The 19839-nt window shown below is 55.2% G+C and carries 18 protein-coding genes; all 18 read right to left on the bottom strand.

The annotated features are described in order from the left end of the window. Position 1: 1 nt before the first annotated feature. The 18 genes from PH256_RS04285 to PH256_RS04200 all read right to left on the bottom strand — a co-directional run bounded on the left by PH256_RS04285 (position 2) and on the right by PH256_RS04200 (position 19825). Positions 2-1051 carry a stage III sporulation protein AE gene (locus PH256_RS04285; RefSeq protein WP_270913130.1) on the bottom strand — a complete coding sequence of 350 codons (1050 nt, stop codon included), beginning with the start codon at positions 1049-1051 and terminating at the stop codon, positions 2-4. Next, positions 1048-1428: a SpoIIIAC/SpoIIIAD family protein gene (locus PH256_RS04280; protein WP_270913129.1), complete on the bottom strand. Its 381-nt coding sequence runs from the start codon at positions 1426-1428 to the stop codon at positions 1048-1050. Before PH256_RS04280 ends, PH256_RS04285 begins: the two co-directional genes overlap by 4 nt. A gap of 9 nt (positions 1429-1437) precedes the next feature. After that, a complete protein-coding gene (gene spoIIIAC, locus PH256_RS04275; RefSeq protein WP_058962995.1) occupies positions 1438-1632 on the bottom strand; it encodes a stage III sporulation protein AC in 195 nt (64 codons plus the stop codon). 15 nt (positions 1633-1647) lie between these two features. Next, entirely contained in the window at positions 1648-2118 is a 471-nt protein-coding gene (locus PH256_RS04270) for a hypothetical protein (protein ID WP_087184032.1), read from the bottom strand. After that, positions 2115-3017, bottom strand: coding sequence for a GTP-binding protein (locus PH256_RS04265; RefSeq protein WP_270913127.1), 903 nt, complete (start codon positions 3015-3017; stop codon positions 2115-2117). Before PH256_RS04265 ends, PH256_RS04270 begins: the two co-directional genes overlap by 4 nt. 95 nt (positions 3018-3112) lie before the next feature. Further along, positions 3113-5092: an NAD-dependent DNA ligase LigA gene (gene ligA / locus PH256_RS04260; protein ID WP_270913126.1), complete on the bottom strand. Its 1980-nt coding sequence runs from the start codon at positions 5090-5092 to the stop codon at positions 3113-3115. Between the two features lie 88 nt (positions 5093-5180). Continuing rightward, entirely contained in the window at positions 5181-5945 is a 765-nt protein-coding gene (yunB, locus tag PH256_RS04255) for a sporulation protein YunB (RefSeq protein ID WP_270913125.1), read from the bottom strand. Between the two features lie 41 nt (positions 5946-5986). Continuing rightward, entirely contained in the window at positions 5987-6961 is a 975-nt protein-coding gene (gene pfkA / locus PH256_RS04250; RefSeq protein WP_270913124.1) for a 6-phosphofructokinase, read from the bottom strand. Positions 6962-7080: 119 nt separating this feature from the next. Next, positions 7081-10584: a DNA polymerase III subunit alpha gene (locus PH256_RS04245; RefSeq protein WP_270913123.1), complete on the bottom strand. Its 3504-nt coding sequence runs from the start codon at positions 10582-10584 to the stop codon at positions 7081-7083. Then, positions 10577-11494 carry a DNA-binding protein WhiA gene (gene whiA, locus PH256_RS04240; protein ID WP_270913122.1) on the bottom strand — a complete coding sequence of 306 codons (918 nt, stop codon included), beginning with the start codon at positions 11492-11494 and terminating at the stop codon, positions 10577-10579. Before whiA ends, PH256_RS04245 begins: the two co-directional genes overlap by 8 nt. A gap of 21 nt (positions 11495-11515) precedes the next feature. Beyond that, positions 11516-12379, bottom strand: coding sequence for an RNase adapter RapZ (gene rapZ, locus PH256_RS04235; RefSeq protein ID WP_087184362.1), 864 nt, complete (start codon positions 12377-12379; stop codon positions 11516-11518). Between the two features lie 90 nt (positions 12380-12469). Next, positions 12470-13375, bottom strand: a complete 906-nt coding sequence (gene murB / locus PH256_RS04230; protein ID WP_333766266.1) for a UDP-N-acetylmuramate dehydrogenase — start codon at positions 13373-13375, stop codon at positions 12470-12472. An 18-nt stretch (positions 13376-13393) separates the two neighbouring features. Continuing rightward, positions 13394-14359, bottom strand: coding sequence for an ROK family protein (locus PH256_RS04225; protein ID WP_087184363.1), 966 nt, complete (start codon positions 14357-14359; stop codon positions 13394-13396). Further along, entirely contained in the window at positions 14356-15108 is a 753-nt protein-coding gene (locus PH256_RS04220; RefSeq protein ID WP_270913121.1) for a phosphatase, read from the bottom strand. Before PH256_RS04220 ends, PH256_RS04225 begins: the two co-directional genes overlap by 4 nt. Before the next feature lie 21 nt (positions 15109-15129). Next, the gene (hprK, locus tag PH256_RS04215; protein WP_087184365.1) at positions 15130-16062 is read right to left on the bottom strand and encodes an HPr(Ser) kinase/phosphatase; all 933 of its coding nucleotides are present in this window, start codon (positions 16060-16062) and stop codon (positions 15130-15132) included. A gap of 250 nt (positions 16063-16312) precedes the next feature. After that, positions 16313-17350, bottom strand: coding sequence for a Ger(x)C family spore germination protein (locus tag PH256_RS04210; protein WP_270913119.1), 1038 nt, complete (start codon positions 17348-17350; stop codon positions 16313-16315). Next, positions 17347-18369, bottom strand: a complete 1023-nt coding sequence (locus tag PH256_RS04205) for a GerAB/ArcD/ProY family transporter (RefSeq protein WP_270913118.1) — start codon at positions 18367-18369, stop codon at positions 17347-17349. The genes PH256_RS04210 and PH256_RS04205 overlap by 4 nt, the downstream gene beginning before the upstream one ends. Further along, entirely contained in the window at positions 18356-19825 is a 1470-nt protein-coding gene (locus PH256_RS04200; RefSeq protein ID WP_270913117.1) for a spore germination protein, read from the bottom strand. Before PH256_RS04200 ends, PH256_RS04205 begins: the two co-directional genes overlap by 14 nt. Positions 19826-19839 lie beyond the last annotated feature (14 nt).

Below are 19839 nucleotides of genomic sequence, written 5' to 3'. Positions count from 1 at the left end.
ATCAGCCACCTCCTCCCAGCAGGATCATCAGCGCAGTGGAAAGAACCGTGAGCATGAAAAAGAACACCAGAAACGAGATGCATAAGCCGGTTGCCTGCCCCATTCCCTCCAGCACACGGCCTGCACGGTTGAGGCCAAATGACTTTGCCAGTGCAGCGCTCAAAAGATAGGCCAGGTAAAAACAAAAGCAGCGGATCAGCAGGGGCAAAAAGGTAACGGTCAGAACTGCGATGGCAGCAAATCCCAAGGTGCCTTTCAAAACCCGAAGCCCGCTGAGAACACTGCCCATTGCATCAGAAGCAAGGCTGCCAATCACGGGAATACCGCTGCTGAGTAAAAACTGACCGGTTTTCATGGCAAGGGTATCGGTGTTCTGGGCCAGCACGCTCTGCAGTCCCAGAACACCACCAAATAGAATGGACAAAAAGCCCAGAATCCATTTTACGATTCGGTGCAGGATAGCGCAGCCGTCGGAAAGGCCGCCCAGATCACACAGCCCGCCCGCGACGGTCAGAGCCAGAAAGGCACGTACCAGCGGAAGTGCTACCGTACTGATCATCTGAGCGCAAAAAGCGGCCATGGTCAAGAACATCCCGCTGTAAACAGCAGCTTGGGTGGGCTGTCCGCAGCTGATCATAACGCCGGAAAAAACAGGGACAAAGCTAAGCAGATAAGTCTGACATTCCTGTATCCGCCCGGTCAGCTGTTCCAGCAGCGGCATCATTGGCTGCAGCGCCGCGGTGCTGATGCCCAGAAGACAGACGGTCTCCAGTGGCGCACGCCAGTCGCTGCCAGGCAGAAGGCTAAGCGCAGCGGCAGCGATCAGCACGGTGACAGACACGGATGCCAAAAGACGAAATGGCTGCTCAAACTGCTCTTTTACAGTATCTAGCAGCTGCCCCAGAAGCTGTGGTGCGGAGGCCGCTTGGAATTCTTCAGCAGTGATTGGCGGGGAGTCCAGAATCTCCTGCGCGGATTCCGGCAACTCCTGAGCCAATACTGCTCCGGGCAGAACAGCCAGCAGCAATAAAATGGCCAGCAGCTGTTTCACTGCAAAAAAGCAGCCAGAGACTCGGCCGCGATTTGAAACAGAGGCAGTGCGCACGTCAGAATCAGGCAACGGCCTGCAAACTCCACCTTGCCCGCAAGGCTGCTGAGCCCGGCATCCCGACAAAGATCCTGTGTTGTCTGGGAGGCCAGCGCGATTCCGGCGGCTTTTATTACCGTGGAAAAGCCGGTCTGCTCCCCATAATCGGCATAGGCGCTCAGCTGCTCGATTAACGGAGCAGCCAGCTGAAGCAGATACAGCAACAGCACTACGGAACAGCCCAAAAGGCAAAGGATGCCATAGGAGGGCAGATGCTCGCGTATGAGGCCGATCAGTACAGCAGCTACCAGCACAAAGGCAGCAATTCGAAAAATTTCCATATTCCATCATCATAGATTGAACAGTGATTTTATGTTCACGAACAGATCGCTTATCTGCTGCACCAGCATGGACAGCACGACGATCAACCCCGCCAGGGTGGTCATCATAGCCTGATCCTCCCGGCCGGAACGGATCAGAAGCTGGTTCAGAACCGCAACAATAATGCCGATGGCGGCAATTTTGAATACCAGGTCAATGTCCATCTTTCTACCCTTCCTTCATAAGAGCAGCAGCGCGGCCATCAGTCCGGCACAAACTCCGGCCTGTGGATAAAGCCGCGCAGCTGCTCGGTATTCCTTTTCCTGGCGGGCGCTGTTTTGCCGGGCCAGCTCGATGTAATAGGGCATCTGGCCGCACAACTCCTGTGCGCTTACCTGACCGATTTGCTCGAACAACGGGCGAAACGGCGTTGCATCCCCCGAAGAAATATATGCCGGGAACTGGTACGCCTCCAAAGAGGAACATTCACTCAGCATCAGATGGGGATAGTTCCCTGCCTGCAGTTCTTCCAGCAAACAGGATGTCGTCGGTGCCCGGTAGTGTACGGCATCCTGAATCTGCGTCAGCATGCAGGCAAGCTCCGACCAGAAGGTGGTACGTCTGCGCAGGACAGCGGCCTGCTCCGCGCCGAATAAAAAGCCTGCGGCTCCTACCAGTACGGCTCCGATGAGCTTGATGATCCAGATCATAGCGGCACCACTTCACGAATGCAGCCAGGCTTTTGTGGCCCTTCCAGAAAGGCGCAGAGAGAAAAGACGGCACGCAACTTGGCACGGCTTCGTTCCAGACGGGCCTCCAGCTCATCCATGCTGACAGCGTGGACCGAACAGATAAAACCGACACCGGACTGTATACCCCGCTCTGCTTGGCGAAATTCTTCGTGGGACCCCAGTTCATCACAGGCAATAATTTGCGGCCCCAGGCAGCGCACAGCCATTTCGATCCCGATTGCCTTAGAGCAGTTGGACAAAACGTCGCAATTCAGTGGGATCTGGTGCGTGTTTCCCCGGGAATCGCAGGGCCAGAGCTCCTGACGCTCGTCCACTACGGTGACCTTTTTGCCCTGATCGCTGGCAGTTTTGATGATGCTGCGCAGCAGTGTGGTCTTTCCGCTGCCGGGAGCGCCCGCCAGAATGATTCCGCGATAGGAATCCACAAGGCTGTTCTGCAACAGCGGAGGCAGCGGAACGAACAGCATCCGCGCTACACGAAGGTTCAAAGAGGTAATGATTTGAAAGCTGTTCCGGCCGTTTTCCGCAGTATGGCAGACTCCGGCCACACCAACCCGGTGCCCGCCGGGAATGGTAAAAAAGCCCTGGGAAAGCTGGTTTTCATAGCTGTGCACCGATTTTTCACACAATGAATAGAAGCATTCCTGGAGCCCCCGGGCACTCAGCTGCAGAGCATCGGCACATTTGGGCAAAAGATTCGGTGCAAGCACCGGCCCGTTCGAGGTGGAGAAAACGATGGGGCGCTCACTGCGCAGCCGAATTTCGTGTACCTGGGCAGCAAAAACCGGAGGCAGCTGTGCAAGGGCATCCCGTACCAGGGCAGGCAGCCTTTGGATGGCGCTGTAATACTCGTCCATTTTTGTTTCACGCTCCTTTGTGCTACAAGCATATGAGCGCATCGGCCGCGCTAGAACAAAAAATCCCCCTGGCATTTTGCCAGGGGGATAAGAAGTTATTGGATCATCTGAAGGAAGGTTTCTTCATCAATCACCGGTACGCCCAGCTGCTGGGCTTTGGTGAGCTTGGAACCGGCGGCTTCGCCAGCCAGTACATATGCAGTTTTTTTCGAGACCGAGCCACTTGCTTTTCCGCCGTTCTTCGTAATCAGAGCTTCTGCCTCTGACCGGGAAAGGGTGGGGAGCGTACCGGTGACCACGATGGTCTTACCGGCCAGCTTATCGGTTTTTTCCTCGCCGTGCCACTCCATATTCACGCCAGCGTCAGCCAGGCGGTGGATCAGGTCATCAGTACCCTCCTTGGCAAAGAAGGCAACCACACTCTGGGCCATAACCGCGCCGAAGCCGTCAATCTCACTGAGCTGCTCTTCCCCGGCCTCCCGCACTGCCTGCATGGAGCGGAAGTGTTCTGCAATCAGGGCTGCAGCCTTTTCACCGATGTTTCGGATGCCCAGACCAAACAGCAGCTTGTCCAGGTTGTTGCCCTTGGAGGCCTCAATGGCGTTCAGCAGATTGCGGGCGCTCTTCTCCTTGAATTTCTCCAGCGTCATCAGCTGATCCTCGGTCAGATCATAAAGATCCGCTGCCGAGTGTACATAGCCCTTGCTGACCAGCTGGGCAGCTACTACCTTGCCCAGACCGTCGATATCCATGGCATTCCGGCTGGCGAAGTGGATGATGTTGCGCAGCGCCTGAGCCGGGCATTCCGGATTCACACAGCGCAGAGCCGCCTCCCCTTCCAGATGCACGGCGGGTGCTCCGCAGGAGGGGCACACCTGAGGCATCTGATAGGGCTCGGAGCCTTCCTTATGCTGGGTGACCGCCACCACTTCCGGGATGATGTCGCCTGCCTTACGCACCAGGATACGGTCACCAATGCGTACATCCAGCTGCCGGATGAAATCCTCGTTGTGCAAAATTGCTCGGGAAACCGTGGTACCGGCCAGCTGGACCGGCGCGAACACCGCGGTGGGCGTGAGCACACCGGTGCGGCCCACAGTAATATCGATCTGCTGCAGCTCGGTCTCTTTCTCCTCTGGAGGATATTTGAACGCGATAGCCCAGCGGGGAAATTTGTTGGTGCTGCCCAGCATGGCCCGCTGTGCGAAGTCATCCACCTTGATCACCGCGCCGTCGATGTCAAACGGAAGTGTGCCCCGCATCTGGCCGATGGCCTCGATCTCGGTAATCGCATCTTCGATGTTATCAAAGCTGCGATATCGGGGCGACACTACGAAGCCCAGCTGTTTCACGTAATCCAGACTTTCCTGGTGACTGTGCAGCTCCTTACCTCGAATCTGCTGGATGTTAAACACAAAGATGGAAAGTCCCCGGCTTGCGGTGATCTTGCTGTCCTTCTGGCGCAGGGAACCGGCCGCTGCATTTCGGGGATTCTTGAAGGGCTGTTTGTCGTTCAGCTCCTGCTCTTCCACCAGCTGTTCAAAGGCAGCATGAGGCATGTAGACTTCACCACGCACCTCCAGAAATTCCGGTGCGTTCAGCAGTTTTTTGGGGATGTCCTTGATGGTGGCCAGATTCTTAGTCACGTCCTCACCCACCACGCCGTCACCACGGGTCGATCCACGCACGAACGCGCCGTTCTCGTATTCCAGACTTACCGAAAGTCCGTCGATTTTTACCTCGACCACGTAACGGGGCTCTACGCCCTCGCCACGAACCCGCCGGTCAAAATCCCGAAGTTCCTCATAAGAGAATGCATCCTGAAGGCTTTCCATTTTCACCGTATGGGTTACCTTGGCAAATTTCCCCGAGGGGGTACCACCCACATGCTGGGTGGGAGAATCGGGCGTAACCAGCTGAGGGAACTGGGCCTCCAGATCCTTGAGCTCACGATTCAGCGCGTCGTACTCAAAATCCTCCAGTTCCGGAGCATCCTGATCGTAGTAAAGGCGGTTGTTATATTCGATCACCCGGCGCAGTTCGAGAACGCGCTGCTGGGCCTGTTCCAATGTCAAAATAATCACCTCTTGAAAATCCAACTGGGAAGCCAGAGAGCTTCCCTTGCTCTGGTTTTTAATTATACCACATTGGTCCATCCGGCGGCTAGGCTTTTTCAGCGCTTCCAACAGATTGCGCGTAAAGCTGCGGTACTTCGCCCACAATCAGAATCTGAGCGGCAAGCACTTCTGTCTGGGCATCCACCGGAATCACTTCGCCTGCCAGAAGTGCGCCGATCTGTACCGAAAAGCAGACTGTAACCTCCAGCCGAGTCTGATTCACACCGGCCTGAGAAAAATCGCTTTGTACCTGACTGGTTACCAAAGAAAGCGGCTGTACATGTATGGCAATTTTCGGCCCCAGGTTGCTGAATAGCTGGATACCGGTCAGTGTGCCCAGAGGAATGTGCAGTGGAAGCTGCTGCAGCTGGTACAGAGATTGGTTGACCTGCTCCACCAGGGCGTCCTCCAAAGTGTTGATCCGGGCAGAGTTTACCGCCACACTTTGTACCCGGCCTGTGTCGTCGCGCTGGACGGTGTAAAGGTCTTCGTAAAGACTGCTGTTTTGCTCCAAAATGGAGTTGCAGGCAGTTTGAATGGTTTGTACCGCCTGTGCCCGGCACCGATATTGGACAACCTGTCTGGTGAGTGGTCGGATGGCCTGATCAATCTGCTGCAGCGCAAACAAAACCAGTGCCAGACCAATGGCCAGACAAAGTCTTTTCTTTCTTCGTTTGGCAACACGCTGCCGGGCAGAGTGCGAAATATGGCGCATTGCTTCTTCCTCCATTGTTGGTGTTTTTTGATTCAGTATATTCGCAAAAAGAAGAAATTGTGAGGCAGTGATAGCTTTTTCAAACAAAAAAGGCATGCTGCAATTTGCAGCATGCCTTTTGAAATGCTCAGGGAAAATCAGATGGAGATGGTGTTGGCCACATCCAGCATCATGGTGTCGATGGTCTTGTGCATGGACAGAGCAACGTTGATATCGTAGTCAACGATCTTGTCGGCAGAAACAGCAACCACGCGGTTATAGATGCCCTTCTCCAGCAGGTTAACAGCATGGTAACCCATCTGAGAAGCGGTCACGCGGTCACGCAGGGTGGGAGAACCACCACGCTGTACGTGGCCCAGAACGGTGGCACGGGAATCGATGCCGGTGCGGGCCTGAATCTCGTTGGCCAGCTCCTGAGCATGACCCACGCCCTCGGCCACGATCACGATGAAGTGCTTCTTGCCGGTCTTCTGGGTCTGGTTCATACGAGAGATGATGTCGTGATCCAGATCGTAGGGACGCTCGGGAATCAGAATTGCCAGAGCGCCGGTAGCGATGCCCACGTTCAGAGCAATGTAGCCGGCGTTGCGGCCCATAACCTCAACCACACTGCAGCGGTCATGGCTCTGGGTGGTGTCACGCAGCTTATCGATCATTTCCACAGCGGTGTTCATGGCAGTGTCATAGCCGATGGTGTACTCGCTGCAGGCGATGTCGTTGTCGATGGTGCCGGGAATGCCGATGCAGGGAATGCCCAGGTTGGCCAGAGCGCGAGCACCCTTGAAGGAACCGTCGCCGCCGATTACAACCATCGCATCGATGCCCAGCTCTTTGCACTTCTCAGCGCCCTTCTTCTGGCCTTCAGCGGTTACGAACTCAAGGCAGCGGGCAGTGTAAAGGACGGTACCGCCCCGGTGGATGATCTCGGATACGCTGCGCAGGTCCATCTCGCGTACTTCGCCGTTCAGCAGGCCGTTGTAGCCACGCTGAATGCCAATAACCTTGATGCCCTTGCTCAGAGCGGTACGAACAACCGCGCGAACCGCAGCATTCATGCCGGGCGCGTCGCCGCCGCTGGTCAATACACCGATGGTTTTAATTTCCTTGTACATAGTAATGCCCCTCCTAAATCAAATCGAAATTTGACATTGGTATAATTATAACATCCTGGCAACATAAATGCAAAACTTTCTGCGCAATTTGTCGCCAAAAGGTTTGCCCAATTGACCAACTATTTTGTAACAACATTCCTGTCGCCCAAAATACGGCGCAATTCCGGATAAAGCAGCTCATGGTCCAATGCCCACAGGCTGCGCGGCGCCAGAGTCAGCTGCTTACGGTCTTCAAAATACATATAGACCGGCATGCTGCCGTCAAAGATGCCGCTGAGCAGGTTTGTCACCTTGCGGAACTGCTCGCAGTTCTGGCTGGGAAGCTTCAGATAAAGCCCTTTCTTGGGAGCCTGAGGTTTCCTGTCAGTTGTGCTGCCTGCCGCCGGTTTTTCCGAACGGCGTGCCTCGTACTGCTCAATGGGAACGATGGCTTCCGCCACCAGTTTGGCCGCTTCGTCTTCTTTTACAGAAACGCGGCCGGTGATAACCACTACGGCATTTTCCTGCAGCGCATCTCTGCAGTTGAGCAGAATCTTCGGAAACACCAGAATTTCCATGGTGCCGCTCAGATCCTCCACGTTGGTAAATGCCATCATGGTGTTGGAACGAGTCGTCATAAATTTGCTTTTGATCACCGCGCAAACAATGTTGACTACTTTATTATCGTAAGCTTTTGCGCCTTCCCCTGTCAATTCACTAATCTTGCAGCTGGATATATTTTTGATGATTTCCCGGTAAGCGTCCAGCGGATGACCGCTCAGATACAGACCGCTCACCTCTTTTTCCATCTGCAGAAGTTCTCCTGTGGGGAATTCCTCCAGTGCAGGAATCACATAATCGTTTACCGATTCCTGTTCACCGCTCTGGCTGAACAGATCAAGCTGCCCCTCCAGGTTTTTGCGGCTGTCGGTTTCCACGCTCTTCAGAATCCCCTCAATGCACTGAAGCATGGCCCGGCGGGTGGAACCCAGGCCATCGAAGGCACCGCTCTTGATGAGGCTTTCCACCGCCCGGCGGTTGATTTCACAGCCGTACATCCGGCGGCAGAAGTCATACAGTGAGCGGAAGGGCTGATCCTGACGCTCGCGGACTACTGCGGCGATCAGATTCCGCCCCACATTTTTGACCGCATTCAGACCGAAGCGAATGTTCGCACCGTCCACAGTAAAACCGCCATCACTCACGTTGATGTTGGGCGGCAGTACCTTGATCCCCAGTCGCTGACACTCACCGGAATACTCGATCACCTTGTCGGTATTGTCCAGCACACTGGTGAGCAGCGCGGCCATAAATTCGTTGGGATAATGACACTTCAGGTAGGCCGTCTGATACGCCACATAGGCATAACAGGCCGCGTGAGATTTGTTGAAGGCGTAGGAAGCAAAGCTGGACATATCGTCGAAAATTTCGTTGGCGGTCTTTTCGTCAATGCCGTTGGCAATGCAGCCTACACATTCGGAACCGGGTTCCTTGCTGCCGTAAACGAAGTTCTGTCGCTCCCGTTCCATGACATCGTGCTTTTTCTTGCTCATGGCGCGGCGCACCAGGTCGGCTTGGCCCAGCGAGAAGCCTGCCAGCTCCCGGCAGATCTGCATAACCTGTTCCTGATATACAATACAGCCGTTGGTCACATCCAGAATGTGTGCCAGCTGAGGAACCTTGTAGTGGATCTTCCCCGGCTCATGGCGGTTGCGCAGATAGGTGGGAATCGAGTCCATGGGACCCGGGCGATACAGTGAGATCAGGGCGATGATATCTTCCAGGTTCTGTGGGCGAAGGCCCAAAAGCACCTGCTTCATGCCGGTGCTTTCCAGCTGGAACACGCCTTCCGTCTCACTTTGGCCCAGCATCTCATAGGTAGCCGGGTCATCGTAAGGCATCTTCTCCACCGAGAACTCCGGTACCCGGCGCTGGATCATTCGCTCTGCATCTCGGATCACCGTGAGGGTGCGCAGGCCCAGAAAGTCCATCTTCAGAAGGCCCAGCTCCTCGATGGTGGTCATGGTGAACTGGGTTACGGGGACGCCGTCGTTGCAGGCAAGCGGAACGTATTCGTTGGCCGCCTCCCGGGTAATCACCACGCCCGCCGCATGGGTGGAGGCATGACGTGGCATACCTTCAATCTTGATGGCAGTGTCCACCAGTTCCCTCACCTGCTCGTCGGAATCGTAGCGGGCTTTCAGCTCCGGCGATACCTCCAAGGCCCGGTGCAGGGTCATTTTCAACTCCATGGGGACCAGCTTGGCCACAGCATCTACCGCAGCATAAGGCATGTCCATCACACGACCAACGTCTCGCAGAGCGGCGCGGGCGGCCATGGTTCCAAAAGTGATGATCTGAGCCACATGATCATGGCCGTACTTGTTGTTCACATAATCGATCACTTCCTGCCGGCGTTCGTAGCAAAAGTCCACATCAAAGTCGGGCATGCTCACGCGTTCGGGGTTCAAAAAGCGTTCGAACAGCAGGTTGTATCGAATGGGGTCAATGTTGGTGATGCCCACACAATAAGCCGCCAGGCTGCCTGCACCGCTTCCTCGGCCAGGGCCCACCGGAATGCCCTGGGTCTTTGCATAGTTGATAAAATCGAAAACGATCAGATAGTAGTTGGTGTAGCCCATGCGGCGGATGACGTCGATTTCATAATCCAGACGCTCACGAATTTCCGGCGCCGGATCATTTCCGTAACGGCGGGTAAGACCCTCGTAGCACAGCTTTTCAAAGTAGGCCTGGTTCTCCATGCCGTCCGGAGCCTCGAAATAAGGCAGCTTGGTCACGCCGAATTCAAAATCGAAATTGCACTGCTCCGCGATGCGGTTGGTGTTTTCGCAGGCATCCGGCGCAATGGCGAACAGATCGTACATCTCGTCGGTGCTTTTCAGGTAGAATTCGTCGGTCTCAAATTCCAGCTTGTCGTCATCCTGGATGGTTTTGCCTGTCTGGATGCAGATCAGAATGCTCTGCATCTTACTGTCTTCCCGGCGCAGGTAGTGCGCGTCATTGGTCGCCACCAGCGGAATGCCGGTCTCCCGGGCAAGGCGAATCAGCAGCGGCAGGACCTGCTGCTGCTCCTCGATGCCGTGATCCTGGATTTCGATGTAGTAGTTCTCCTGCCCGAACAGGTTGTTGTAATACAGTGCAACCTGGCGAGCCTTTTCGTAATCGCCGGCCAGAAGTGCTTGCGGCACCTCGCCTGCCAGACAGGCGGAAAGACAGATCAATCCTTCGTGGTGCTGCTCCAGCAGTTCCTTGTCCACCCGGGGCTTGGAATAAAAGCCCTCGATAAACCCGGCAGAAACCAGCTTAATCAGATTTTTGTAGCCGGTTTCGTTTTTACACAGCAGGACCAGATGATTGGAACCGTCGATTCGGTTAACCTTATCAAAGCGGGAGCGGTTGGCCACATAGACCTCGCAGCCGATGATAGGCTTGATGCCCGCCTTTTTGGCTGCTTTGTAAAAATCCACACAGCCGTACATTACGCCGTGGTCGGTGATGGCGATGGAGGTCTGCCCCAATTCCTTGACCCGCTCAAAAATCCGGTCGATCCGGCAGGCACCGTCCAGAAGACTGTACTCGGTATGCACGTGCAGATGGGTAAATTGCTTGTTGGAATCAGCCATTGGTTCTCCTTTGCTGAAGTTCGGATGCCAGACGCTCCAGCTTTTTCAGCCGGTGGCTAAGCCCCGATTTGCTGATGGGCTGAGGGCTTTTTTCGGCCAATTGGGAAAGCGAAAGATCCGGCCAGGCCAGCCGCAGCTCTGCCGCTTCCCGCAAAGGCTGACTCAGACCGTCAAACATGTGATTTTGCTTCAGATATTCGATGGCCCGTGTCACCTGGACGTTGGCCGTTGCGGTTTTGTCCATATTAGCGGTTTCGCAGTTGGTCAGGCGGTTGGTTTTGTTGCGCAGCTCCTTGATCACCTTGTGATTCATAATCTCCATGGCGGCATTGCCTGCGCCCATGAAGGCCAGAAGCTCTTCGATCTGCTCGCTGGCTTTGATGTACACCACATTTACGCCCTTTCGCAGAGTGCGATGCGGACGGAATTCATGTTCCGCCAGAATCCCCTCCAGGTCCCGCGCCAGGTTGTGCCGGTTGGAAAGAAACTCCAGATTGTACTCCTTTTTGGGGTCGGTCATAGTGCCGCAGCAGACAAACGCAGCAGCCAGGAAGGCTGCGCTGCATTGGGGACAGCGCAACAGTGTGGGATCGATACGCAGGCTGACCTGTTCCGGGTCACAGTGGAACTTTTCCAGCATCAGTCGGACCTGTTCCGGCTCGGCCACCTTGAATTCATAGACCATGCCGTTGGGCCTCGGCTTGCTGGTTACGCTGCCCTCAATGCCACACAAATGAAAAATGCGTTTTACATAATGGGCTGCGGTTCCCAGCTCCGTTTGGAATACCACGCCACGACTGTCGAAATAACGGCTGAAACAGGCTGCACCATAGCTGGCAGCCAGCAGACAGCAGGGCCGCGTGATTTTCTTTTGGGTGATCTCGGTTTTAACGTCCTGTGAAAAGCTCATTCGTTTTCCGATGCCCTTTCGTTAAAGTACGCGTTTCTGATCGCGATGATAGAGAATGGGACCATAGCCAAGGTTCTGGCAATGCTCTGCGATCTTGCGCGCGAAGGTGATGGAGCGGTGCTTGCCGCCGGTGCAGCCTACCGCAATGGTCAGCTGGCTTTTGCCTTCTTTGATGTAAAGCGGCAGCGAATAATCCAGAAGCTCCAGAATACGATGCAGCAGTTCCTGAGACTGCTCAAACTTCATCACATAATCCACCACATCGCTGTCCAGACCGGTTTTTTCCTTCAGTTCCGGGATATAGAAAGGATTGGGAAGGCAGCGTACGTCGAACACCACATCTGCCTCCTTTGGCAGACCATATTTGAAGCCAAAGGAAAGGATGGTCAGCACCATCGGTTGCTGATTCTGGTGCAAAAACAGCTTGCAGATCCGCTCCTTGTTCTGGGCAGCCGACAACAGCGAGGTATCCACTACAAAGTCAGCCCGCTCAAAGAAAGGCTGCAGGATTTTCCGTTCCTGCTCAATAGCATCGGTCATGGAAACGCCTTCCTGCACGCAAAGGGGATGGATACGCCGCGTCTCTTTGTAACGGCGGGCAAGCACATCGTCGGAGGCATCCAGAAACAGCACGCGATACGGGACCTGGCGGCTGTCCATACTGGTCAGCGCCTCCTGCACGTCGCTTTTGGTACGGCAGCCACGGATGTCCACCACTACTGCCACCTTTTCCAGCATTGTTTCACCCTGCAGAGCAAAATCCAACAGACGGGGCATCAGCCCGGCCGGAATGTTGTCGATGCAAAAATAACCGATGTCTTCCAATGCGTTTACCGCAAGGGATTTTCCCGCTCCGGAAAGGCCGGTTACAACCAGCAGCTCCATGACGCGTCTCTCCTTTTCCTTCTGATTTTGTTCATCCATCATAACCTGCATGACCGGCTGCCGATTGCCAGCAGCCGGTCATGCACGCAATTATTCCACTACACGGATCTCTTTTTCCAGTACAAAGCCAGTTTGCTGACGCACCCGGTCACTCACCTGACGGGCCAGTTCCAACACGTCCGCACAGCTGGCATGACCGAGATTCACGATGAAACCACAGTGTTTTTCACTGATTGCAGCATCGCCCACGCGATATCCGCGCAGGCCGCACTGTTCGATCAGACTGCCGGCAAATGCACCTTCCGGCCGTTTAAATGCGCTGCCTGCACTGGGATATTCCAGCGGCTGCTTTTCCCGACGGCGGTTCATCAGGTCATCCATTTTGGCCTGGATCTGTTCCCGGTCGCCTTTGGCCAGCTGCAGAGTGGCCCGCAGCACGCACCAGCCGGTACGCGCAAACACGCTGGTGCGGTACCCAAGCTCCAGCTGGTCCACCGGCAATGAGCGCACCTGACCGGCTTCGTCCACGAACTCCACTTCCAGAAGAACATCGCGGGTTTCACCGCCATAGGCACCTGCGTTCATATAAACCGCTCCGCCCAGACTGCCCGGAATACCGTAAGCAAACTCCAGGCCGGTGAGTCCCTGGCGGGCAGCCTCTTCACAAACTTGCTTCAGCGATACGCCTGCCCCGGCAATCATGCGGTCTCCTTCCACCCGGATCTCCGGTTGGATCAGCCGGGTACAGAGAACCACGCCGTCAAAGCCTTCGTCGCTGAACAGAAGGTTGGAACCATTGCCCAGAATATAAGTCCGAACACTCTCCGCACGGCAAAGCTCCAGCGCCTGAATCAGCTGCTGGGTGGTGTGAGGGGTACAGAACAAGGCGGCGGGGCCGCCGATCTGGAAGCTCGTATGGCGTGCAAGGGGCTCGCCGCAGGAATAAGGGATCGCTGCTTCCTCCAGTTTCTGCTTCAAATGCTCCATGCACGCCATAAAACGGCCTCCTAAAAATTAAAGTTTTTCCTGGTTGCCCAGCCAGGCAGCGCCCACAACACCGGCGTCGTTGAACAGCTCGGCGGGCTTGATGGTTACGCGGCGCTTGCCGTCACGGGCATAATCTTCCCAGTTAACCAGCTTGCGCACGGGAGCCAGCAGAACCTCGCCCTGCTTGGAAACGCCGCCGCCGATGCAGATGATCTCCGGCTGGAAGATGTTGACCACATTGGTCAGGCCGCAGGCCACATACTCTACGAATTTGTTGATCAGCTGGGTAGCCAGCTCATCACCGGCGGCCATGCCGTCAAAAGCGGTCTTTGCGCCAACCTTGGTGATGTCTCCATCCACCAACTGCCACATCATGTTCTTGGGATGGGACAGCATTGCAGCCTTGGTATCCTCGGCCAGGGCGCGGGCAGAAGCATACTTCTCCCAGCAGCCGTTACGGCCGCACATGCAGGGACGGCCGTCCTTCTGAATCACCATATGGCCCAGCTCGGCGCCTGCATAGTTGAAACCGGCGAAAATCTTGCCGTCGATAATGATACCGCCGCCGATGCCGGTGCCCAGGGTGATAACCACCGCATACTTGGCGCCACGAGCGCCGCCAGCGATGAATTCGCCGTAAGCGGCCGCGTTTGCATCGTTTTCAATGTAGACCTTGCAGCCCAGGCGCTTCTCCATGTGATCGCGCAGCTCCCAATCATAATAACCGAAATTGGCGTTAAAGTCTACTACACCGGTCTTGCTGTTTACGCTGCCCGGGGTGCCAATGCCAACCCACAGCAGATCGTCCAGGGTCAGATTGCTCTCCACCAGGACCTGACGGCACAGGTTGGCGATCTTTTCTTCAATCACTTCCTCGGGCTGAGGCAGATCGGTATCGCAAGTGCATTTGTGCAGCACCTTGAATTCTTCGTCCACAATACCGGCGGTAATGGTAGTACCGCCCAGATCCACACCAATCGTATACTTCTTCATCTTAACAACTCTCCGATCCGATCCACGATTTTTTTGTTATGTATTTCCAGTTCGCGGCGAAGATTCTCGCCGGAACCATTGACAATCAGCTCTGGAGGAAACTCAATCTCCTCCAGAAGCCCATACAGATGCGAAACGCCTCGCTCCAGATGGTAAATGGAGTGCGCATCGCTGTTCAGCGCGATCTTGCAACCGCTTTTTTTGCAGGCCAGCGCAAGCGCCTTCATGTTTGGGGCTCCTTCCGGGCGCACCGCAAAGGAATTACCATTCAGTTCAACCACCTTGTTCCGGGCTGCAAATTCCCGGGTGACCCGCTCGTAATCATACACGTGGTTGGCCTGCTCGGAATGGCCGATCATGTCCACGTATGGATTTTCTGCCACCCTGAGCCATAACTCGGTGGCCTGTTCCACGGTAAGCTTGCCGGGCAGGCAATCGCCATGAATGGATGCAATCACCCAGTCGAACTGCGCCAGCTGCTGCTGCGAAAAATCCAGCGTGCCGTCCAGGTCCATCACATTTGCCTCAACCCCCTTTAACACAGGGATACCCTCCAGCACATCCGGCAGACGAACAAGATTGTTGAAATACCAGATATGAGGCGAGTCCGGCATTGCGCAGCCATGATCGGTGACTGCAATCGCTTTATAGCCCATGGATGCCGCCTTTGTGGCCATTTCTGTGATGGTATTGAATGCATGGTTGGATACCAGCGTATGTGTATGCAGATCCGCTGCAATTTGGTACAAAGTATATGCTCCCTTTCTGCGTCAGATGCCAACATCCTCGTCCAGACCAAGGCGGGCCAGCAGCTCTTTGGCGGCGTTGTAGCCCATCTTCTTCTGACGGTTGTTGATGGCGGCCGTTTCCAGAATTACCGCCAGGTTACGGCCGGGCATTACCGGGATCACCGTTTTGGGAATCTGCACGCCCAGAATATCGTAAAAATCAGTTTCCAGGCCGGTGCGGCTGTAGTTCTTGGTCTTATCCCAGGGCTCCAGATCCACCACCAGATCCACCTTCTCGCTCACCTTAACCGAGCCGATACCAAAGATACGGGCTACGTTTACAATGCCGATGCCGCGCAGCTCGATGAAGTGGCGGATATTCTCCGGGGCGGTACCAACGATGGTGCGGCTGGAAGTGCGGCGCAACTCCACCGCGTCATCGGCGATCAGGCGATGGCCACGCTTTACCAGCTCGACTGCAGTTTCGCTCTTGCCGACGCCGCTGTCGCCCAGAATCAGGATGCCCTCACCATATACCTCAATGAAAACACCGTGACGGGTAACACGGGGAGCCAGCTCCACATTCAGCAGGCTGATCAATGCACTCATCAGCGTGGAGGTGGATTCCGCGGAGGACAACACCGGGACGGAATACGTCCGGGCAAAATCGATCATTTCCGGCAGGGGTTCCAGGCTGCGGCTGATGAGCACCGCCGGGGGCGTAAGCTCAAACAGACGCTCCAGATGAGCGCGCCGGGTGGCGGCAGGCAGCTCCTGCAGATAAGACATCTCAACCATGCCGAAGATCTGAATACGATTGGCATCGAAGTATTGGTAATAGCCCGCAAGCACAATACCCGGACGGTTAACATCCGCCGTATAGATGGGGATCTCGTTCAATTCCTTCGGTGCGTAGACCGTTTCAAGATTCAGCTGTTCCGCTACTTTGCTCAGAGGTACGGAAAATGCCGGCATAAAGAACACCCTTCCTTTTTGATGAAATTTCAGAGTTGTTTTTATTATACATGATTGCGGAAAGATTATCAATTTGATTTGCAAGAAAAGCCAAAGCAGATGCACAAACTGCAAATGCTCCGGCAAAGCAGCTTGCCTGCCGGCCCCGCAGATGGCCAGATACAACGATGAATCCGCATTTTGATGAAAGAATGCAGAAAAACGCCCGGCGAAGGGAGCAATCCCATCATCGGGCGTTTTGCCATATCTCTTAAAGCAGCTGCAGCGCGCTGGAGAATTGCACGGTGCCGGGGCGGTAAAGAGCTCCGGTCTCGGCCAGACTGTTTGTCAGCTGTGTGTTTCGGTTGCAAAAGCGGCTCAGAAAGCAAAACGGGTCAGCCTCCGGGGTGAAGCTTTGCCGGATCACCTTCTCCGCTGTTTGTTCCAGCTGGGTGTTGAATTGCTTCAAAAGCTCCCGGCGCTGCTCCCGGGAAGCGGGCAGGTGTTCCCCGGTCATCTGTTCCACGTGACCGGAAAACCGAATCGTTAGCTGCAGGGAGCCTTCCTGCTCCACACAGTCATAAATCAGCTTCGGAGAGCGAATGCTCAAGGTAACCGGGCTGCTTTCCCCTTGTACCTGAAGCTGCCCGGTACCGGTTTGCCCGCTGAGCAGGGCAGCCAGCTCAATTTCGCTTCCGGTAAATCGGACTGCCGGAACGCCGTTTTGGTACAAAGTGAGCCCCTCCATCTGCACATCGCTCTCTTCGGACAAATACACCAGCGGCAAAAAAACGCCATTCTGTGCTGCCGCGAGCTGATACAGATAGGTGCGGTATTCCCCCCGCTCCCCCAGTCTGCGGATCGAGTCCAGCACAGGTCCGGCATTTTCTTCGTTGAGCGGCTGCTCATTTGCGGGCCGGTTGATCCCCCATACCGCCATGTTTGGCCGCCCGGCGGAATTTTCATAGAGAAAGCGGCAACACTCTGCTATTCCCGTCCGCTGCAGTCCGGGCCCGAGCAGAAGCAGTTCGTTCTGTCCATAAAACAGTTCCTCTGCGCGGGCAGACTCCACATCATGAATTGCCTCGGCCAGAGTGCTTCCGCTGCCTTCAATCAAACGAATGGTTTCGGCAGCCTCCCCTGCGTCTGCACTGGGCTGCGGCTCCAGAACCAGCACCTGAGCCAGGTATTCTTTCTGATAATCCAGCAGAAGGGCCTTTACAATCACTTTATCGCCGAGCCCGGTGGAAGAACACCCGCACAATGCTGCCGTAATCAAAAGAGAGGTGGCCAGTTTTAACAGCTTCATCCTTGTTTCCTCCCTACGGTGATTCGAACGATGCCCAGCCAGAGCAGCAGTGCAAGGCAGACCATTTGCTGAATCAGGTATGCAGTTTGTTCAGCCTGCCCCCAGGCTGCCAAAAAGACCCCGATCACGCCAATGACCGCCAGGAAATAGGCACTATGGCCGCGCAGCGCGGGGAACACTTTGCGGATGCTCTGGGTAAACGCCGAAAAATACAGCGTGATTTTTACAAAAAAGAGCAGCAGCCACACACAGGCATGCAATGCATCCAGCCGGCGAAATACCGAAATACCACCCAGCCGGGCAATGGTGAACAGTGGCTGCTCCTCCTGCTGGTAGGCAGATCCCAGAGTCATTTCGCCCAACAGGCAGAACAGGGCCTGTGCGGCGAAAAGCCAGACAAACACCACCGCAGGCCGGTGATCAGCTTGTTCGGAATGCTCCGGCCTCCATAAAATCGCCCACAGGATCAATTCCGGAGCCAGGTAGAATTGACTTACGAAATCGCCGCCCACCTCGGCACCATTTATCGCTGCAGGCTGAAGATTGACAAATCGCAGCTGCGGCAGAACCGAAAGCAGAAGCAATCCCATAGAGACGGCAGTAAGTGCGAGCACGGCTACAGCTGTACGTGCCAGGGCATTCAACCCGGAATAGACTCCGTAGAATACCGCCACAAACAGAAGGACAAGGAAAAGCTCCACCGGCAGGCCGGTGCGCATGGCCTGGCTGTAAAATCGTTCGCCCTGAATGATTTCCAGAGCGGCAGAAACCAGCATCGCAGCGCTCAACAAGCCGCAGAAGGCTTTATTGTTCAGCGCACGTCCGGCGTCTTTTCGAAGTAAAGCCAACAGCAATGCAAATACGGCCATCTGCCCGGCCACACATAAAATCCCGTGCTGCGCAGTTAAAAGCGGTGCTTTACGGCCAAAGGGCTGCAGAAATACATCTGCCAGCAAAGCTGCGGCCATAAGCGCAGCCAGCTGGGCAGGTGCAAGGAAGGCTGATTCATTTTGTGTCATGCGTATCTCCTCCCGGCAGATCGTTGACAGAAAAGGGCCGCTGGGCCAGCTGTTTCCAATTGGTACGCAGCACACCGTCGCGCACTGCGCCGTTTGTCCAGGGTATGAGGGGCGCTGTATAGGGCAGGCCGAAGGACTCCATGCCACAAATGCTGGTGAGCATAATAAACAAAAGCGCGAGAATCCCAAATGGTCCGAACAGGCCTCCGGCGAACACGAACAGGATACGGAGCACGGTGGCCGGTTCATACAGCGACGGGATCACGAACATGGAAATAGTGGTGAGCGCCGCCGTAATCACAATGGGTGTGCTCAGGATTCCTGCTTTCACCGCCGCGTCACCCACGATAATCGCGGCCACAAGGCTTACGCTGTGTCCAATGGGCCGGGGCAGGCGCAGGCCTGCTTCCCGCACAATCTCCAGCAAAACGATGACCAGTACCATTTCCAAAAACAACGGAAGCGGTGTGGCTGCTTCCGCCGCTGCAATTTTATAAAGCAACTGAGGCGGAAATAACTCGGGCGTATATTCTGCAATGGAAACAAATACTCCAGGCAGCAGTACGGCCAGAAAAAATGCACCATATTTGATCACCCGAATGAAGCTTGCAAAATAGGCCTTGGTGGAATAGTCATCCAGGCTCTGAAAGTGCTCGCTGAAAAAATACGGAATCACCATGGCAAAGGGGCTGCCGTTTACCAAGATCACAAGCTTACCTTCGCACAGTTTGGCACAGGCTGTGGCCGGACGTTCGGTATAACCTGCCTGCTGAAAAAAGCTGAATCCGCCCCGTTGCAAAAATGGGGCCAGATAGCTGGAATCGAACAAAACCGGAATTTGCACCTGGTTGAGGCGGTCGCGCACCCGGCGCACCAGCTCCGGCGGGGCCAGATCGCGGTCATAGAGCAGGGCAACCTCGGTGGCAGTACGCTCCCCGCAGATCAGTGTCTCCACCGTGAGAGTCTCGGTTCGGATCAAACGGCGCAGCAGACTGATGTTGATTCGCAAAAGATCGCTGAAGCCCTCACGGGAACCGCGGACATTTCCCTCCCCTGAGGGCTCCTGAATCGAGCGAAACTGCATGTTCTGGGTGGAAAGCACCACGCCTTTGCAGCAGCCTTCAATCAGAATCACGGTGGTGCCTGCGGTCAGTTGAGTGCGCAGCTGATCCATGGTTTCCACATAAGAATTTTCCAACGGCAGATCGGTCTGCGTTTGCAGGTAGTCAAAAAGCGCTTCTCCGTCTTGGGGATGGAATTCACTTTTGCTCAGCATATCCAATACCACCACCCACAGCCGCTCGATGGTGGAAAGGCCTTCAAACATGCACAGACAGCATGGAATGCCCAGAATCTGCACCGGCTTTGTATACAGGTCGATTGAATTGCCAAATCTTTGTTTCAGCAGCTGAATGTTTTGCTGCAGCTGCGGCAATAACGATTCCTCTGGTTGCATCGGCGTCACCTCCG

The organism is Allofournierella sp. CML151, from assembly GCF_027853465.1.
GTDB lineage: Bacteria > Bacillota > Clostridia > Oscillospirales > Ruminococcaceae > Allofournierella.
This window is presented reverse-complemented; position numbering and strand designations above follow the sequence as displayed.

Bases quoted from the DNA above. Each gene is read 5' to 3' on its own strand.
- PH256_RS04280 (WP_270913129.1), bottom strand. From the start codon at position 1,428: ATGGAAATTTTTCGAATTGCTGCCTTTGTGCTGGTAGCTGCTGTACTG.
- spoIIIAC (WP_058962995.1), bottom strand. From the start codon at position 1,632: ATGGACATTGACCTGGTATTCAAAATTGCCGCCATCGGCATTATTGTT.
- PH256_RS04270 (WP_087184032.1), bottom strand. From the start codon at position 2,118: ATGATCTGGATCATCAAGCTCATCGGAGCCGTACTGGTAGGAGCCGCA.
- PH256_RS04265 (WP_270913127.1), bottom strand. From the start codon at position 3,017: ATGGACGAGTATTACAGCGCCATCCAAAGGCTGCCTGCCCTGGTACGG.
- yunB (WP_270913125.1), bottom strand. From the start codon at position 5,945: ATGCCTTTTTTGTTTGAAAAAGCTATCACTGCCTCACAATTTCTTCTT.
- pfkA (WP_270913124.1), bottom strand. From the start codon at position 6,961: ATGTACAAGGAAATTAAAACCATCGGTGTATTGACCAGCGGCGGCGAC.
- PH256_RS04245 (WP_270913123.1), bottom strand. From the start codon at position 10,584: ATGGCTGATTCCAACAAGCAATTTACCCATCTGCACGTGCATACCGAG.
- whiA (WP_270913122.1), bottom strand. From the start codon at position 11,494: ATGAGCTTTTCACAGGACGTTAAAACCGAGATCACCCAAAAGAAAATC.
- rapZ (WP_087184362.1), bottom strand. From the start codon at position 12,379: ATGGAGCTGCTGGTTGTAACCGGCCTTTCCGGAGCGGGAAAATCCCTT.
- murB (WP_333766266.1), bottom strand. From the start codon at position 13,375: ATGGCGTGCATGGAGCATTTGAAGCAGAAACTGGAGGAAGCAGCGATC.
- PH256_RS04225 (WP_087184363.1), bottom strand. From the start codon at position 14,359: ATGAAGAAGTATACGATTGGTGTGGATCTGGGCGGTACTACCATTACC.
- hprK (WP_087184365.1), bottom strand. From the start codon at position 16,062: ATGCCGGCATTTTCCGTACCTCTGAGCAAAGTAGCGGAACAGCTGAAT.
- PH256_RS04210 (WP_270913119.1), bottom strand. From the start codon at position 17,350: ATGAAGCTGTTAAAACTGGCCACCTCTCTTTTGATTACGGCAGCATTG.
- PH256_RS04205 (WP_270913118.1), bottom strand. From the start codon at position 18,369: ATGACACAAAATGAATCAGCCTTCCTTGCACCTGCCCAGCTGGCTGCG.
- PH256_RS04200 (WP_270913117.1), bottom strand. From the start codon at position 19,825: ATGCAACCAGAGGAATCGTTATTGCCGCAGCTGCAGCAAAACATTCAG.